Source organism: Actinomycetospora soli (genome assembly GCF_021026295.1).
Lineage (GTDB): Bacteria > Actinomycetota > Actinomycetes > Mycobacteriales > Pseudonocardiaceae > Actinomycetospora > Actinomycetospora soli.
This window is the reverse complement of sequence record NZ_JAJNDA010000020.1, coordinates 87,928-103,380: the sequence shown is the minus strand read 5'-3', so window position 1 is coordinate 103,380 and position 15,453 is coordinate 87,928. Positions and strand designations below refer to the sequence as shown.

Genomic DNA, 15,453 nt, shown 5'->3' with positions numbered 1-15,453 from the left:
TTCCTGCCACGGGGGGAGAGGGGTCAGCCCGTCGCGTGCGCGATCGCCGCGGCGGCGTCGGTCAGCGCGGCGACCCACTCGGTCAGGCGGTCGCGCCGGTAGCGCGCGGTGGGCAGCGCGATCGACAGGGCGGCGGCGCCCGGCCCCGGCACGGCGACGCCGATCGCGGTCAGCCCGGTCTCGGTGCGTCCGTCGTTGATCGCGAACCCCTGCCGGCGGAAGCGCCGCAGGTCGCGCAGCAGGGCGTCGACGTCGGCCACGGGGGAGTCCGGGCGCTCGTAGCGGGCCCGGACCTCGTCCTCGGGCCGCCCCGCGAGCACGGCCCGTCCGCCGGACGCCAGGTGCGCGGGCAGCACCCGGCCCTCCCGCTCGCCGACCCGCAGCACCTGCGCGCACTCGACCGACGCCACGAAGCGCACGTCGTCGCCGTCCACGACCATCACGTTCGTCGTCTCGCCCACCCGCTCGGTGAGCGCGCGCAGGTGCGGGAGCGCGACCCGGCGCAGGTCGGCCACCGGCTCGCTCGCGCGGGCGCCGCGCAGCACCGGCCCCGCCCGGTAGCGGCGGTCCGGGTCCTGCTCGGCGAACCCGCGGTAGACCAGCATCGTCAGCAGCCGGTGCGCGGTCGAGCGTGCGACGCCGAGCCGCTGCGCCGCCTCCGAGAGTCGCAGCGGACCCTCCTGCGCGAGGATCGCGGCGAGGTGCAGCGCGTGGTCGACCGACCGGATGCGGTACACCGGTTCGTTCTGCACTCCAGAACGGTAGCGGCCACCCCGCGGAACCGCCGTAGCGTCGGGGCGACCGACGACGACGGGGAGGCAGGCGTGGCCCAGTTCCATCTCGCCGGGTACCGGCCCGGCGACCCCTTCCTCGCCGCGCCCCATCCCACGGTGGCCGGGCGCCCCGCCGGTCTGCCCGGGACCTGCGACGTGCTGATCGTGGGCGCCGGCCCGGCCGGCCAGGTGCTCGCGGCGCAGCTCGCGGCCTTCCCGGAGCTGCACACCGTGGTGGTCGACCGCCGCGACGGGCCGCTCGCGGTCGGGCAGGCCGACGGCGTCGCGTGCCGCTCCATGGAGATGCTCGAGGCGTTCGGGCTCGCCGGGCGCGTGCGCGAGGAGGCCTACCAGGTCAACGAGGTCACCTTCTGGCGCCCCGACCCCGCGCACCCGGCGCGGATCACCCGCACCGGACGTATCCCGGACGTCGAGGACGGGCTCTCCGAGATGCCCCACGTGATCGTCAACCAGGCCCGGGTCCTGACCTTCCTGCGCGAGCACGCGGCCCGCTCGGCCGCGCGGGTGGAGCCGGAGTACGGCCTGCGCGTCGAGGACGTCCGGGTCGAGGGCGCGGGGGACCACCCCGTCGTCGTGACGACGACCGACGACGCCGGGCGCGGGCGGACGGTCCGGGCCCGCTACGTCGTGGGCTGCGACGGCGCCCGCAGCCGGGTCCGGGCCGCGATCGGCCGGGAGCTGCGCGGCGACTCCGCGAACCAGGCGTGGGGTGTCATGGACGTGCTCGTCGACACCGACTTCCCCGACATCCGCCTCAAGAGCGCGATCACCTCGTCGTCGGGGAGCCTGTTGGTCATCCCGCGCGAGGGCGGGTACCTGGTGCGGCTCTACGTGGAGCTCGACGGCGTCCCGGAGCGCGGCACGGTCACGCCGGAGACGCTGGCCGCGGCGGTGCGCCGCATCCTCGCGCCGTACACGCTCGAGGTCCGCGACGTGGGGTGGTGGTCGGTCTACGAGGTCGGACAGCGGCTCTGCGACCGCTTCGACGACGGTCCCCACGACGGATCGGGCCGGTCGCCACGGGTGTTCATCGCCGGGGACGCCTGCCACACCCACAGCGCGAAGGCCGGCCAGGGCATGAACGTGTCGATGGCCGACGGGTGGAACCTCGGCTGGAAGCTGGGCGCCGTGCTGCGCGGCACGGCCCGGCCGGAGTTGCTGCACACATACTCCGCGGAGCGCCGGGCCGTCGCGCAGGAGCTGATCGACTTCGACCGCGAGTTCGCAGCGTTGTTCAGCGACCACTCCGAACAGGCCGACCCGGCCGTGTTCCAGCGGTACTTCCGCGACCACGGCCGCTACACCGCGGGCTTCGGCGTCCGCTACGCCCCGTCGATGATCACCGCCGCCGACCCGGAGCAGGACCGGGCGACCGGGTTCGAGGTCGGCACCCGCTTCCACTCGGCGCCCGTGGTCCGGTGCGCCGACGCGCAGCCGATGCACCTCGGGCACGTCGCGCGGGCGGACGGCGCGTGGCGGCTGTACGTCTTCGCCGACCGGGACCGCTCCCGGTTCGACGCGCTGGCCGGCCGGCTCGCGCCGCTCGTGCGCCGGTTCACGCCCGTCGGCGCCGACCCGGACGCCGTCGTCGACGTGCGCGCGGTGCTCCGGGCGCACCACGACGGGTCCGTCGACGTCCCGCCGGTCCTGCGCCCGCGGAAGGGGCCGCTCGGGCTGGTCGACCACGAGAAGGTGTTCCGCCCCGACCCCACCGCGGACGTGTTCGAGCAGCGCGGGATCGACCCCGACGGCGCGCTGGTGCTCGTGCGGCCCGACCAGTACGTGGCACACGTCCTGGGACTCGACGATCATGACCGGCTCGGGGAGTTCCTCGCCGGAGCACTGCAGGAGGTCACGGCATGACCCTGTTCGAAGGACTCGACGACCTGCTTCCGGACGCCCGGGAGCTGTACACCGACCTGCACGCCCACCCCGAGCTGTCGATGCAGGAGCACCGCACGGCGGGCCTCGCGGCGGAGCGGCTCGCCGGGGCCGGGTTCGAGGTGCTCACGGGGATCGGGACGACGGGCGTGGTCGGGGTCCTGCGCAACGGCGACGGACCGACGGTCGCGCTGCGCGCCGACATGGACGCACTGCCGGTGCGCGAGGCCTCCGGGGTGCCCTGGGCGAGCACCGCGACCGCCACCGACGACGAGGGGCGCGAGACGCCGGTCGCGCACGCCTGCGGGCACGACATGCACGTCGCGTGGCTCGCCGCGGGCGCCGCGCAGCTCGCCGCCCGGCGGGACGCCTGGTCGGGCACCGTCGTCGCGGTGTTCCAGCCCGGGGAGGAGATCGGCGCGGGCGCGCAGGCGATGGTCGACGACGGGCTCGTCGACCGGGTCCCGACCCCCGACGTCGTGCTCGGCCAGCACGTCATGCCCGTGCCCGCCGGCGTCGTCAGCACGCGGCCGGGCACCGTCACGTCCGCGTCCGACGTCTGGCGCATCCGGCTGTTCGGTCGCGGCGCGCACGGGTCGATGCCGGAGGCGTCGATCGACCCGGTGGTGCTCGCCGCGTGGACCGTGCTGCGGCTGCAGACCGTCGTCTCCCGCGAGCTCGGGATGAACGAACCCGCCGTCCTGACCGTGGGCATGCTGCAGGCCGGTGCGAAGGAGAACGTCATACCCGACGAGGCCGTGATCGGCCTGAACCTGCGCTGCTACGACGAGGGCGTCCGCGCCCGCGCGCAGGCGGCGATCCGTCGGATCGTGGCCGCCGAGGCGGAGGCGTCCGGGGCGCCGCGGCCGCCGGAGATCACGCCGGTGGAGACCTACCGGCCCACCGAGAACGACGAGGCCGCGACCGGGCGGGTGCTCGACGCGTTCCGGTCCCGGTTCGGCGACGACGTGGTGCCGATGGGACCGACGTCGGCCAGCGAGGACTTCGGCGTCCTCGGTGCGGCCTGGGGCGCGCCGTCGGTGTTCTGGTTCGTCGGCGGCACCGACCCCGACGCGTACGCCGCGGCCGAGCGCGACGGCCGGCTGACCGAGCTGCCCACCAACCACAGCCCGGCGTTCGCGCCGGTGCTCGACCCGACCGTCCGCACCGGGGTGGAGGCGCTGCTGACGGCGGCGGGTGCCTGGCTGGCGCCGTGACCACGGCGCTGGTCCTCGATCTCCTCGGGACGTTCGCCTTCGCCCTGAACGGGGCGCTCACCGCGGTGCGCGCGGCGCAGCTCGACATCGTGGGCGTCGTCGTGCTCGGCATGATCACCGCGCTGGGCGGCGGCATCCTGCGCGACGTCCTGCTCGGGGCGCTGCCGCCCGCGACGTTCAGTGACTGGCGCTACCTCGTGGTGGCCGCGGCGGGCGGCCTGGTCGCGTTCGGGCTGGCCCGGCAGCTCGAACGCCTCGCGCTGCCGATCACGGTGTTCGACGCGCTCGGGCTGAGCCTGTTCGCCGTCACCGGGGCGGGGCGGGCGCTCGACCTGGGCGCCGGGGTCGGCCAGGCCGTCCTGCTCGGGACGATCACCGCGGTGGGTGGCGGCACGATCCGCGACGTCCTCGTGCGCCGGGTCCCGAGCGTGCTGTCCAGCGAGCTCTACGCCATCCCCGCCCTGGTCGGCGCCGCGGTCGTCGTCGTGCCGGCGCGCCTCGGCGCGGGCGGACCGGTCTGGGTGTTCGTCGGCGCCGGCGTGTGCCTGACGATCCGGCTGCTCGGCATCGGGTTCCGCCTCGACGCGCCCCGGCCGCCCGGTGGCTCCGCCCTGTGAGCACCATCCGTGGTGCCCACCACGGACAGTGCTCACAGGCGCAGCACCCCGCGGCGCTCCATCAGGAGCACGCCGAGCAGGTTGAGACCGCGCCCGTCGCTGACGCCCCAGAGCTGGTCGCCCCAGTCGTTGCCCTCCACGAGGTTCGCCTCGCCGGTCGCGAGGAGGAAGCGGCCGGCCTCCGAGTCGGCGGTGAACTTCGCGGCGAGCGCCCGGCGCATCACCGCGACCCGCCGGTCCCGCCAGTCGGGGACCATCGCGACCGCCCGCCCGAGCTCCTTCGCCTCCGCCGGGGTGGCGGCGTCCCGGATGCGGTCGTGGTCCTCCGGCGCGACGGCCTTCATGGCCTGGAAGTAGTGCTCGACGGTCGCGTACCGGTGGCCGTCGATCTCCCTCGGGTGCTCGGAGAAGTTCGAGAGCGTCCAGTACGGGCCGCGGAAGTCGTCGACGGCACCGAGCAGCACGATCGGGGAGTCGGTCATGCGACGCAGCCTCCCGCGTCAGCCCGCCCGCGGCGACCGGCGGAACCCCGCGGACCCGCCGGCGGAACCTCTCCGACGGACCGCTCGCGACCGGGTCCGGGAGTCGGTCCGAGGGCCTAGCCTCGACGGGTCGAGGGAGGCACGCATGCCGAGGACGCAGGAACGCACCCGGTCGACACGGGACCGCATGGTCGACAGCGCCGCGACGCTGCTCCGCGAGTACGGGACGGCGGCCACCACCATCGACGCCGTCCTGGCCCACAGCAGTGCCCCGCGGGGCTCGGTGTACCACCACTTCCCGGGCGGGCGCCGGGAGCTGCTGACCGCCGCGGTGACCCGCGCGGGCGACCTCGTCTCGGACCTGCTCGCCGGCTACACGGCCGCCGCGGACTCCCCGTCGGCGATCCTGCGCCGGTTCGCCTCGCTCTGGCGCACCCGGCTCGTCGCCACCGACCACCGGGCCGGCTGCCCCCTGGTGGCGGTCGCCGTCGACCACCCGGCCGACGAGCCCGAGCTCGTCGACCTCGTCCGGACGATCGTCGAGCGCTGGACGGGGGAGCTGCGCGGTGGCCTCGTCGCGCAGGGGATCCCGCCCGGGCGGGCGGCGACGCTCGCCGCACTGGTCCTGTCGTCGATCGAGGGGGCCGTCGTCCTGTGCCGGGTCGAGGGCAGCGCGGCCCCGCTCGACGCGGTCGTCGCGGAACTGGAGCCGCTCCTGGACTCGGCCGCCCGACAGACATTCCCCTGAGCCCGGTCGGGTACTGCCGCGTCGGGGCACGGACCGGCCGTGCCGTCACCGAGGGAGAACCCATGGCAGGCATCGCGGACAAGGTGGACAAGGCCTGGGAGGGCAAGGACATCAACGAGATCGCCGACGCCCCGGTCGAGGCGCTGCAGGGCGTCTCCGAGGCCGACGCGCAGCACCTCAAGGACGCCTTCAACATCAAGACCGTGCGGGACCTGGGCACCAACAAGTACTTCCTGTGGGCCCAGGGGATCGCCAAGCTCGCGGAGTGAGTCCCGCGTGACCTCTTCCCGACGGCGGGTCGGTGGACCCGCCGTCGGGACCCTCAGTCCTCGAGCGGTGTGAGCGCCGGGAGGTTGACCACGATCGCCTCCTGCGTGGTCCGGGAGATCACGACGACCGCCGGGTGGTCCGGGTCGGGGTTCTCCTCGCGGTGCGGCACCCACGGCGGCACGTAGACGTAGTCGCCCGGCCCGGTCTGCAGCACGACCTCCCCCTCGCCGTCGTGGAACACGAACCGCGGGCGGCCCGAGACGACGTAGATCGAGGTCTCCGACTCGCCGTGGTGGTGGTCGGACGAGGAAGTGGCCGGCGCGACGTGCGTCTCGCCGGTCCACAGGGCCGACGACCCGACCGACTTCCCGCTGACCGCCTCCAGGCGCCGCATCCCGCCGGACTGCGCGGTGTCGCCGGTCAGGTCGGTCGACCGCACGAGGTGGACCCGGGTGTGGGCGGGGCGGTCGGGCAGGTCGGGGTGGAAGGGCCGGGACGGTTCGGACACGGGGTGGCTCCCTGCGCGGTGACGGGCGGGACGGCGTGAAGCTACCCGGCCGCGGGGCCGGGTGTGGATCATCGGACATCCGGCGGTGCGAACCCGGTCCGGCGGGCACTCTGGGGCCGTCGACGAGGACGGGAGGTCGCGGGGTGGCCGCGGGCAACAAGGACGACGCCGGGACGCTGCGGACCGCGGCGCGCCTGCTGGAGGAGCTGCGGGCCCGAACCCCGGGCGGGGAGTGGGAGGTCGGCGGGCTCCTCGCGACGCGGCCGGAGATCGTCGCGCGGCACTCGGACGGCAGCAGCGAGCACGTCGCGGAGACCCGCGCCCGGTCGTCGGCGTGGATCGCCGGGCTGGCCCCCTCGCTCGCGGCGCCCCTGGTGACGTGGTTGCGCACGACGGCGGACGCGGTCGAGGCGGGCCGGGCGTCCGCCGAGGTGACCGGGGCGGCGACCGCGTTCGCCGCGGCCGTCACCGACCGGCTGGACGGGCGGGCGTAGCCGCGCGACCCGTCGTCGGGAAAGGGTGGTTGTCGACGCGACCGGTGCGCGGCGCTCTCGTACCGTTCCGCGGGTGGCCCGAGGACCCGCCGACCTGTGGAACTCGCTCGTCGGACCCCCGATGCGGGCGTGGGAACGCATCCCGATCCGGGTGCAGGGGCGGATCACCGTGGCGCTGCCGCTGGTGGCCGTGGTGATCTCCGCGGCCCTGGCGCTCAACGGCAACCTGACCCGGGCCGCGATCGAGACCGACATCCAGCGCAAGTTCGAGATGACGGCGGCGCTCGGGAACCTGTCCTCCCTCATGGTGAACGCCGAGACGGGGATGCGCGGGTTCCTGCTGACCGGGCAACCGGAGTTCCTCGAGCCCTTCGGGCAGGCGACGCAGCAGCTGCCCGGCGCCCTCGCCGGGCTGAGCGCGCTCACCGACGACGAGCCGGGGGAGCGGCCGCGCGAGGAGATGTCCGGCCGGCTGCGGGAGCTCGAGACGCTCACGGGGCAGCAGATGGCCGACCTGTCGTTCCAGCAGCAGTTCGTCGCGCGCGGGGGCAGCCCGAACGATCCGGAGATCCGGCGGCACCTGGAGTACGGCAAGGGACTGATGGACCGCATCCGCGCCGAGGTGGGGGACTTCCAGGCCCAGGAACGCGCGCTGCTGGACGACCGGATCGACGAGATCAACGCGATCCGCGTGCGGGACTACGTCTCGGTGGCCCTCGCGCTCGTCGCCGCCCTGGCCACCCGGTTCCTCGCCTGGTTCCTCTTCCGGCGCGGCATCCTGCGCCGCGTCGACCGCCTGACGACGTGCCTGCGGGACCGCCGGGAGGGCACGCCGTCAGCGCTGGTCGCGCCGACCAAGCGGGACCAGATGGGCCAGCTCGAGCGGGAGGTCCACGAGGTGCTCCGCACCTGAGCCGGACGTGGGGGCCGCCCGCTCAGCCGGGGAGCACCTGGCGCAGGGCGTTGTCCACGACCTCGGTGAGCGCCGGGTGGATCCAGTACGGGCGCCCGGAGAGGGCGGCGGCGTCGATGTCGAACGTCATCGCGAGGGCGAGCGGCGCGATCAGCGTCGGCGCCTCCGGCCCCAGGACGTGTGCGCCGAGGATCCGGCCGGTGCCCCGCTCGACGAGCACCTTGCAGAAGCCGGTCTCGTCCTCCATGGCCCAGCCGTAGGCGACGTCGGAGAACGCGACCCGGCCGACCTCGTAGTCCAGGCCCTCGTCGCGGCACTGCGCCTCGGTCCGGCCGACGGTGCCGATCTGCGGGCTGGTGAACACGGCGGCGGGGACGAGGGAGTGGTCGACCTCGCGCAGGTCGTCGGGGTGGCGCAGGTTGTGCGTGACCACCTCGGCCTCGCGGTTCGCGACGTGCTTGAGCTGCACCGGGGAGCTGACGTCCCCCAGCGCCCAGACGCCCTCCACCGACGTCCGCCCGGCCGCGTCGACCGCCACCCGCCCGTCGTCGTGCGTCTCGATGCCCGCGGCGTCGAGGTCGAGCGAGTCCCCGTTCGGCGTGCGGCCGACGGCGACGAGGAGGGTGTCGGCCTCGATCGTCGTGTCGTCGTCGAGCCGGAGCCGCAGGGCGCCCGGTCCGCCCTCGACGGCGGTGACCTCGCGGCCCAGGTGCAGCTCGTAGCGCTCGCGGGCGATCGCGGTGAACGCCTCCGAGACGGACTCGTCCTGCGGCCCGAGGAGCTCGTCGGCCAGGTCGATCATGACGATCTCGGCGCCGGCGGTGTGGAAGACGTGCGCGAGCTCCGCCGCGATGTAGCCGCCGCCGAGCACGGCGAGCCGCCGGGGCAGGACGTCGACGCGCATGATCGTGTCGGAGGTGTGGAACGGCAGGCCGGACCGCTCCACCGGCGGCGGCACCACCGGACGCGCGCCCGCCGCGATGACGATCCGTCCGGCCTCGATCTCCGCGGACCCGCCGTCGTGCAGGGCGACGGCGAGCGTGCGCGGGCCGGTGAAGCGGGCCTCGCCGGCGTAGACCGTGACGAAGTCGCTGTCCTCGCGGCCCTTCCGGCTTTCGGCGGCGATCGGGTCGAGCCGGCCGAACACGCGGTCGCGCAGCCCCGGCCAGGCGATGCCGTCGAGCTGGGCGCCGACGTCGTACACCGCGGCGTCGCGCACCGTGTCGGCGACCTCGGCGCTGTAGGCGAACATCTTCGTCGGGATGCAGCCCCGGTTCAGACAGGTCCCGCCGAACTCGGTGGCCTCGACGATCGCGACGTCGAGGTCCGCGAACGCGTCGGAGAGGACCATGTTGCCCGAGCCGGAGCCGATCACCACGAGGTCGTGTCGCGGCACCGGCCCACCGTAAGTCCGGTTCGGTCCCCGGCGCGCGTCAGGGGACGAGGACCGGCTTGACCACCTCGCCCGCCAGTGCGGCCCGCTCGGCCTCGTTGATCTCGCTCAGCGGGTAGGTGCGGTCGAACGGGAACCGCCCGTCGCGCCACAGGGCGATGAGGCGGGGCAGGAAGGTCTGCGGCACGGCGTCGCCCTCGAGGATGCCCATGACGTTGCGGCCCACCGACAGGTCCATCGGCTCGAGCGAGATGGGTCCCTGCTGCACGCCGACCAGGCCGAGCGTGCCCGTCGGGCGCAGCGCCCGCAGCACCGCGGTGGCGACCGGCGGGAGGCCGGTGGTGTCGAGCCCGTACTGCGCGCCGCCGGTGGCCGCGAGCAGCGCGCCGGTGAGGTCCTCGGTGCGGCCGTCGACGGTGGCGGTGGCGCCGAGCTCGGTCGCCAGCTCGAGGCGGGCGGGGTTGATGTCGACCGCGACGATCGTGGCCGCCCCGGCGACCCGCGCGGCCATGACCGCGGAGAGCCCGACCGCGCCGACCCCCGAGACGATCACCGTGCTGCCGGAGCGCACCCGCAGGGCCTCGAGGACGGACGCGGCGCCGGTCTGCACGCCGCAGCCGAGCGGGCCGAGCAGCTCGATCGGCAGGTCGGCGGCGACCTTGACCGTGTTCCGCTCGGCCACGAGCGCGTGGCTCGCGAACGACGACTGGCCGAACCAGCGGGCGGCGACCGGCCCACCGACGGCGTCGCGGACGTCGTGCCCGGGCTCCACGAGGCCGGTGCCGAACAGGTTGCGCTCGAAGAACGTGGCGCAGTACGAGGGGTGTCCGTCGACGCAGTTGTCGCAGGCCCGGCAGGAGTCGAAGGAGAGCACGACGTGGTCGCCCACCGCGAGCGAGGTGCCCGGGCCGACCGCCTCGACGACGCCCGAACCCTCGTGACCGGCGATCACCGGCAGGGGGATCGGCAGGGCGTCGGTGCGGGGGAGCTCGTCGGTGTGACAGATCCCCGCGCCCGCGATCCGCACCCGCACCTCGCCGTGGCCCGGCTCGCGCTGGTCGACGGTCTCGAGGGCGAACGCGCCGGCACGGTCGCGCAGCACGGCGGCGGTGATCTGCATGAGGGCTCCCATCGGGGTCGGGGAGCGCCAGTCGATCACGCCGCGCCGTGCGCCGGAAGGCCTCAGGACTCGGCGGCCGAGCGTCGGGGGATGTCCGGGGCGGCCGCGCCCGCCACGGCCGGCATGTGCCGCGCGAAGGTGACCACGGCGTCCGCGAGGTCGTGCAGCCGCCCGCGCACCCCGTCGTCGGCCAGCTCGCCGTCGGCGAAGTGCGTGTTGTTGGCGTACACGGCGCCGGGGACGGCCCAGGCCCGGAAGAAGCCGACGAGCGGCTTGAGCTCGTGCTCGAGCGCCAGGAAGTGGTGGTCGGTCCCGCCGGTCGCGACGAGCCCCACCGGTTTGCCCGCGAGCGCGTCGTTGGGCAGCACGTCGAACAGGTTCTTGAGCCGCCCGGTGTAGCCCCCGCGGTACATCGGGGTGCCGACGAGCAGCGCGTCCGCGGCGACGACCCGGTCGATCGCGTCCCGGGTCGCGCCGGTGTAGTCCGCCGGGTCCCGCCCGTCGCCGAACACCAGCTCCTGCTCGCGCAGGTCGAGCAGGTCGGTGCGGACGTCGTCGTGCTCGCCGGCCCGGGCGAGCGCGACCGAGAGCGCGAGCACCGTCTTCGACGGCGAGGACGGGCTCCCCGAGATCGCGAGCAGTTCCACCTGGTCTCCTTCCGGACGGTCCCTGGTCCCGGGACTCCCCGGTGATCCACCGGGCCACTCATCCGACGGCCGCGAGCCCCCGGTCCTGCGCGGCGCGGGCGAAGGCGTCGACGGTCGCGCGCACGCTCGGACGTTCTACCGCGTGGGGGAGGTGCGCGAGCACGATCGTGCGCGGCAGGGGCCGCCGCAGGGGCACGACGTCGATCCCCGACGGCGGCAGGAACGCGCGGCCCAGGTCGCTGGCGAGGGTGACCCCGAGCCCCGCGGCCACCATGGCGAGCGCGGTCGCGAGGCCGTCCACCCGGTGCCGGACCTGCGGCTCGAAGCCGGCCCGACGGCACGCGGTGCGCACGGCCCGGCCGTAGTAGCTCTCGGCGCCCGAGATGATCCAGGTCTCCTCGGCGAGCTCCGCGAGGTCGACCCCCGGCCGGTACCGGGTGCCGGCCGGGGCCGCGAGGTGGATCCGGTCCTGGCCGAGCGGGACCATCGTGAGCCCGGGCGCCCACGGCTCGGGGGCGTCGGGGTAGTCGAGGATCAGGGCGAGGTCGAGGTGTCCGTGCCGGACGTCGAGCACGGCCTGGTCGGGGTCGGCCTCGAGGCTCTCCAGCGTGATCCCGGGGTGCTCCGCGGCGAGGTCGGCGATCACGGCGGGCAGCAGCGCGGCGGCCGCGGCGGGGAACATCCCCACCGAGAGCCGCGCCGACAGGTGCTGGCGTGCCGCCTCCACCGCCGCGACCGCCCGGTGCTCCGCGGCCAGCAGGACCTCCGCCTGCTCGACGAGGACGCGGCCGACCTCGGTGAGCCGCACGCCCCGCCCGACCCGCTCGATCACGGGCGCGCCGACGTCCACCCCCAGCGCCTCGACCTGCTGGGACACCGCCGAGGGCGAGTAGTGCAGGGTCGCCGCGGCAGCGTTGACCCCGCCGCGCCGGGCGACCTCCCGCAGCGTCCGCAGCCGGCGCAGGGACAGTTCCATGCAGCCCATCCCAACAGTTCCGTGCGCGGTTGTCCGCTGGTGCCGAACGGTCCGTGCGGGTAGAGCTGGTGATCATGACGGTGCGCGTGCCCCGCGGTCAGGTCCTCGTCCCCGGTGGGAGCTTCGCCATGGGTGACCACCACGGCGACGGCGACCCCGCCGACGGGGAGCGGCCGGTGCACCGCGTCACCGTGTCGCCGTTCCTGATCGACGCCACCACCGTCACCAACGCGGCGTTCGCCCGCTTCGTCAAGGAGACCGGCCACGTCACCGACGCCGAGCGCTGGGGCTCGTCGGCGGTCTTCCACCTGGCCTTCACCGGCGACCGGTCCGACGTCCTCGCGAGCGTCGACGGCGCCCCCTGGTGGCTCGCGGTCCGCGACGCGTGCTGGCGCCGGCCGGAGGGCCCGGGCTCCACGGTCGGCGACCGGGCGAACCATCCCGTCGTCCACGTCTCCTGGCAGGACGCCGAGGCCTACTGCGCCTGGGCGGGCCGGCGCCTGCCGACCGAGGCCGAGTGGGAGTACGCCGCGCGCGGCGGGCTCGAGGGGGCCCGCTTCCCCTGGGGCGACGACCGGGGGGACGGGTCCGGCCGCCGCTGGAACCTCAACATCTGGCAGGGCCGGTTCCCCACCGCGAACACCCGGGAGGACGGCTTCCTGACGACCGCCCCGGTCAAGACCTACCGCCCGAACGGCCACGGGCTCTGGCAGACCGTCGGCAACGTCTGGGAGTGGTGCGCCGACCGGTTCGCGGCCGACTGGTACGCCCGCTCCCCGCAGCACGACCCGACCGGACCGGCGGAGGGTGCGGCGCGGGTGATGCGCGGGGGCTCGTACCTCTGTCATGACTCCTACTGCAACCGGTACCGCGTCGCCGCGCGCACCTCGAACACCCCGGAGTCGAGCTCCGGGAACCTGGGTTTCCGGTGCGCGGGCGACGTCGTCGGTGACCTCAGTGGGACGCCATGACCCGCCGGTGCAGGGCCTCGGGCTCCGGGTCGGCCACGGTCGGCGCGAGGTCGACGCGGACCGTGCGCACGGTGCCGGTGAAGGCGTTGTCCCCGGCCGCGTAGTCCTCGGTGACCGGCGTGCCGAGGTCGACGCCGACGTCGAAGGTCTCGTCGAAGGAGAAGTAGTACGGGACGGTCGCGGGCACCCGCACCGACCCGACCTCGTGGGCGTCGACCGACAGCGTGACCGTGCCGCCCCGGCCGACGCCCCCGCCGTCGTAGGCGAAGTCCACCCGCAGCTCGTGCCGGCCCGGTGGCAGCGCGTGCGGCGCCCGCACGGTGTGCCGACGCCAGCCGAACCAGTTGTAGACGTAGCAGGCGCGTCCCCCGGAGACGTAGAGCGACCAGCCGCCGAAGCGCCCGCCCTGCGCGACGACGACCCCCTCCGCGCCCCCGGCCGGGATCTCGACGTCCGCGACGACGGCGTGGGACCGGTTCTTCACGTTGGGGACGGTCTCCTCGATGAGGCGGCGGACGGGCCCGCGGAAGGTCACCGAGGTCCGGTCGCCGACGAGGTCGAACCGGCCCGCGAGCTGCGGGTTCTCCCGTTCGGTGACGCGGTCGTCGAGCGGGAGCACCTGGTTCTGCACGGCCTCGACGAAGAACATCTCCTGCAGCCGCGCCAGGGTGGCGGGGTGCTCGGCGGCCACGTCGTGGGCCTGGCTCGGGTCGGTGGTCGTGTCGTAGAGCTCCCAGACGTCGTCGTGGAAGCTGCGCGGCCCCGACGGCACCATCTCCCAGGGCGTGCCGTGGCGGGTCACCGCGGTCCAGCCCTCGTGGTAGATGCCGCGGTTGCCGCACATCTCGAAGTACTGCGTCCGACGACGGTCGGGGGCGTCCGGCGCGGCGAAGGAGTACCGCATGCCGGTGCCGTCGATCGGCTGCTGGACGACGCCGTCGACGCTGGTCGGAGGGGTGATGCCCGCGCACTCGAGGATCGTCGGGAGCACGTCGACCACGTGGTGGAACTGGTGGCGCAGGCCGCCCGCGTCGGTGATGCCGCGGGGCCAGTGCACGACCAGGCCGTCGCGGGTGCCCCCGAAGTGCGAGGCCACCTGCTTGGTCCACTGGTACGGGGTGTTCATCGCGAGCGCCCAGCCGACCGGGGCGATCGGGTAGCTCTGCGGCCCCCCGATCTCGTCCAGGTGCGTGATCATCTCCGCGGGGTCGTCGACGAGCCCGTGGCCGAGCCGGTGCTCGACGTGCGTCCCCTCGATCCCGCCCTCGCCCGAGGCGCCGTTGTCGCCGAGCAGGTAGAGGAACAGCGTGTCGTCCAGCTCGCCGAGCGCCTCGAGTTCGTCGACGAAGCGGCCGAGCTGGGCGTCGGCGTGCTCGGTGAAGCCCGCGAACGTCTCCATGAAGCGGGCCCCGACCGTGCGGCGGGTGTCGTCGAGGTCGTCCCAGTGCGGCACGGAGTCCGGCCACGGCGCGAGCTCGGTGTGCTCCGGGACGACGCCGAGCTCCTTCTGCCGGGCGAGCGTGGTCTCGCGGAGCCGGTCCCACCCGTCGTCGAACTCGCCGCGGTACCGGTCGCGCCACTCCGGGGCGACGTGCAGCGGGGCGTGCGAGGCGCCGAAGGCGAGGTAGGTGAGGAAGGGACGGTCGGGCGTCAGCGCCCGCTGCGTGCGCACCCAGTCGACGGCGTGGTCGACGAGGTCCTCCGAGAGGTGGTAGCCGTCCTCGGGGCGGCGGTCGGGCTCGACCGGCGTGGTCCCGTCGAAGAGCAGCGGGTACCAGTGGTTCATCTCGCAGGCCATGAAGCCGTAGAAGTGGTCGAACCCCTCGCCGGTCGGCCACCGCTCGAACGGCCCGACCGGGCTGATCTCCGACGGCGGGGTCTGGTGCCACTTGCCGAAGGCCGCGGTGCTGTAGCCGTGGCCCTGCAGCGTGCGGGCGAGCGTCGCCGCGCTGCGCGGGCGGACGCCGGTGTAGCCGGGGGCGGACGTGGCCATCTCGGTCGTCGCGCCCATCCCGACGGCGTGGTGGTTGCGGCCGGTCATCAGCGCCTGGCGGGTGGGGGAGCACAGCGCGGTGACGTGGAAGCGCGTGTAGCGCAGACCGCCGTCGGCGAGGCGCTGTGCGGTGGGCATCCGGCACGGCCCGCCGAAGGCGCTGGAGCTGCCGAAGCCGAGGTCGTCGAGGACGACGAGGACGACGTTGGGGGCGTCGCGCGGCGGGGTCGTCGGACGGACCGGGTCGAACCCGCCGTCGTGCTCGTCGATCCCGAGGGCGGTGACCACCGGCCTCGCGGGCTCCGGCTCCGGCAGCTCCCGACGACCGCTCACGACACGACTCCTCGCTCCGGGCACGCGGGGGCTCCACGTGCGGCTGGTGGGACGCCGCGCGAGGTGGGGGAGCGACACTGCTCCGCCGCGCGGCGA

General features: G+C 74.9%; 16 protein-coding genes. 8 read left to right on the top strand and 8 right to left on the bottom strand.

Annotated features, from left to right (window positions below; translation table 11 throughout):
* Positions 1-23 precede the first annotated feature (23 nt).
* Positions 24-752, bottom strand: a complete 729-nt coding sequence (locus LN037_RS25900; protein WP_230758961.1) for an IclR family transcriptional regulator — start codon at positions 750-752, stop codon at positions 24-26.
* Positions 753-824: 72 nt separating this feature from the next.
* On the opposite strand from LN037_RS25900, the gene LN037_RS25895 reads away from it, so the two are divergent.
* The 3 genes from LN037_RS25895 to LN037_RS25885 are packed head-to-tail and all read left to right on the top strand — an operon-like array spanning position 825 to position 4,509.
* Entirely contained in the window at positions 825-2,657 is a 1,833-nt protein-coding gene (locus tag LN037_RS25895; RefSeq protein ID WP_230758959.1) for an FAD-dependent monooxygenase, read from the top strand.
* Positions 2,654-3,892: an amidohydrolase gene (locus tag LN037_RS25890; RefSeq protein WP_230758957.1), complete on the top strand. Its 1,239-nt coding sequence runs from the start codon at positions 2,654-2,656 to the stop codon at positions 3,890-3,892. Before LN037_RS25895 ends, LN037_RS25890 begins: the two co-directional genes overlap by 4 nt.
* Entirely contained in the window at positions 3,889-4,509 is a 621-nt protein-coding gene (locus LN037_RS25885) for a trimeric intracellular cation channel family protein (RefSeq protein ID WP_230758955.1), read from the top strand. The genes LN037_RS25890 and LN037_RS25885 overlap by 4 nt, the downstream gene beginning before the upstream one ends.
* Before the next feature lie 32 nt (positions 4,510-4,541).
* Here LN037_RS25885 and ybiA read toward each other — a convergent pair whose 3' ends face one another.
* Positions 4,542-4,991, bottom strand: coding sequence for a riboflavin biosynthesis intermediates N-glycosidase (gene ybiA, locus LN037_RS25880; protein WP_230758952.1), 450 nt, complete (start codon positions 4,989-4,991; stop codon positions 4,542-4,544).
* 145 nt (positions 4,992-5,136) lie between these two features.
* On the opposite strand from ybiA, the gene LN037_RS25875 reads away from it, so the two are divergent.
* Together LN037_RS25875 and LN037_RS25870 are read left to right on the top strand one after the other, a co-directional pair.
* The gene (locus LN037_RS25875; RefSeq protein WP_230758949.1) at positions 5,137-5,739 is read left to right on the top strand and encodes a TetR/AcrR family transcriptional regulator; all 603 of its coding nucleotides are present in this window, start codon (positions 5,137-5,139) and stop codon (positions 5,737-5,739) included.
* Between the two features lie 62 nt (positions 5,740-5,801).
* A complete protein-coding gene (locus LN037_RS25870) occupies positions 5,802-6,008 on the top strand; it encodes a hypothetical protein (RefSeq protein WP_230758946.1) in 207 nt (68 codons plus the stop codon).
* Between the two features lie 53 nt (positions 6,009-6,061).
* On the opposite strand, the gene LN037_RS25865 is transcribed toward LN037_RS25870, so the two are convergent.
* The gene (locus LN037_RS25865; protein ID WP_230758962.1) at positions 6,062-6,484 is read right to left on the bottom strand and encodes a cupin domain-containing protein; all 423 of its coding nucleotides are present in this window, start codon (positions 6,482-6,484) and stop codon (positions 6,062-6,064) included.
* A 176-nt stretch (positions 6,485-6,660) separates the two neighbouring features.
* Here LN037_RS25865 and LN037_RS25860 point away from each other — a divergent pair, with 176 nt between their 5' ends.
* Both LN037_RS25860 and LN037_RS25855 read left to right on the top strand, forming a co-directional pair.
* Positions 6,661-7,011 carry a hypothetical protein gene (locus LN037_RS25860; protein WP_230758943.1) on the top strand — a complete coding sequence of 117 codons (351 nt, stop codon included), beginning with the start codon at positions 6,661-6,663 and terminating at the stop codon, positions 7,009-7,011.
* A 73-nt stretch (positions 7,012-7,084) separates the two neighbouring features.
* Entirely contained in the window at positions 7,085-7,924 is an 840-nt protein-coding gene (locus LN037_RS25855) for a CHASE3 domain-containing protein (protein WP_230758941.1), read from the top strand.
* 22 nt (positions 7,925-7,946) lie between these two features.
* On the opposite strand, the gene LN037_RS25850 is transcribed toward LN037_RS25855, so the two are convergent.
* The 4 genes from LN037_RS25850 to LN037_RS25835 form a co-directional block, all read right to left on the bottom strand.
* A complete protein-coding gene (locus tag LN037_RS25850) occupies positions 7,947-9,320 on the bottom strand; it encodes a mycothione reductase (RefSeq protein WP_230758939.1) in 1,374 nt (457 codons plus the stop codon).
* 37 nt (positions 9,321-9,357) lie between these two features.
* Entirely contained in the window at positions 9,358-10,437 is a 1,080-nt protein-coding gene (locus tag LN037_RS25845; RefSeq protein WP_230758938.1) for an NAD(P)-dependent alcohol dehydrogenase, read from the bottom strand.
* Positions 10,438-10,499: 62 nt separating this feature from the next.
* A complete protein-coding gene (locus tag LN037_RS25840; protein ID WP_230758935.1) occupies positions 10,500-11,084 on the bottom strand; it encodes an NADPH-dependent FMN reductase in 585 nt (194 codons plus the stop codon).
* A gap of 58 nt (positions 11,085-11,142) precedes the next feature.
* On the bottom strand, positions 11,143-12,060 hold the full coding sequence (locus LN037_RS25835; RefSeq protein WP_230758933.1) for a LysR family transcriptional regulator: 918 nt from the start codon (positions 12,058-12,060) through the stop codon (positions 11,143-11,145).
* Positions 12,061-12,134: 74 nt separating this feature from the next.
* On the opposite strand from LN037_RS25835, the gene LN037_RS25830 reads away from it, so the two are divergent.
* On the top strand, positions 12,135-13,031 hold the full coding sequence (locus LN037_RS25830; RefSeq protein ID WP_230758931.1) for a formylglycine-generating enzyme family protein: 897 nt from the start codon (positions 12,135-12,137) through the stop codon (positions 13,029-13,031).
* Here the strand turns inward: LN037_RS25830 and LN037_RS25825 are convergent.
* Positions 13,015-15,357: an arylsulfatase gene (locus LN037_RS25825; protein WP_230758929.1), complete on the bottom strand. Its 2,343-nt coding sequence runs from the start codon at positions 15,355-15,357 to the stop codon at positions 13,015-13,017. The two genes, LN037_RS25830 and LN037_RS25825, sit on opposite strands and share 17 nt — an antisense overlap.
* Between the last annotated feature and the right edge of the window lie 96 nt (positions 15,358-15,453).

Bases quoted from the DNA above. Each gene is read 5' to 3' on its own strand.
- LN037_RS25890 (WP_230758957.1), top strand. From the start codon at position 2,654: ATGACCCTGTTCGAAGGACTCGACGACCTGCTTCCGGACGCCCGGGAG.
- ybiA (WP_230758952.1), bottom strand. From the start codon at position 4,991: ATGACCGACTCCCCGATCGTGCTGCTCGGTGCCGTCGACGACTTCCGC.
- LN037_RS25875 (WP_230758949.1), top strand. From the start codon at position 5,137: ATGCCGAGGACGCAGGAACGCACCCGGTCGACACGGGACCGCATGGTC.
- LN037_RS25870 (WP_230758946.1), top strand. From the start codon at position 5,802: ATGGCAGGCATCGCGGACAAGGTGGACAAGGCCTGGGAGGGCAAGGAC.
- LN037_RS25845 (WP_230758938.1), bottom strand. From the start codon at position 10,437: ATGCAGATCACCGCCGCCGTGCTGCGCGACCGTGCCGGCGCGTTCGCC.
- LN037_RS25835 (WP_230758933.1), bottom strand. From the start codon at position 12,060: ATGGAACTGTCCCTGCGCCGGCTGCGGACGCTGCGGGAGGTCGCCCGG.
- LN037_RS25830 (WP_230758931.1), top strand. From the start codon at position 12,135: ATGACGGTGCGCGTGCCCCGCGGTCAGGTCCTCGTCCCCGGTGGGAGC.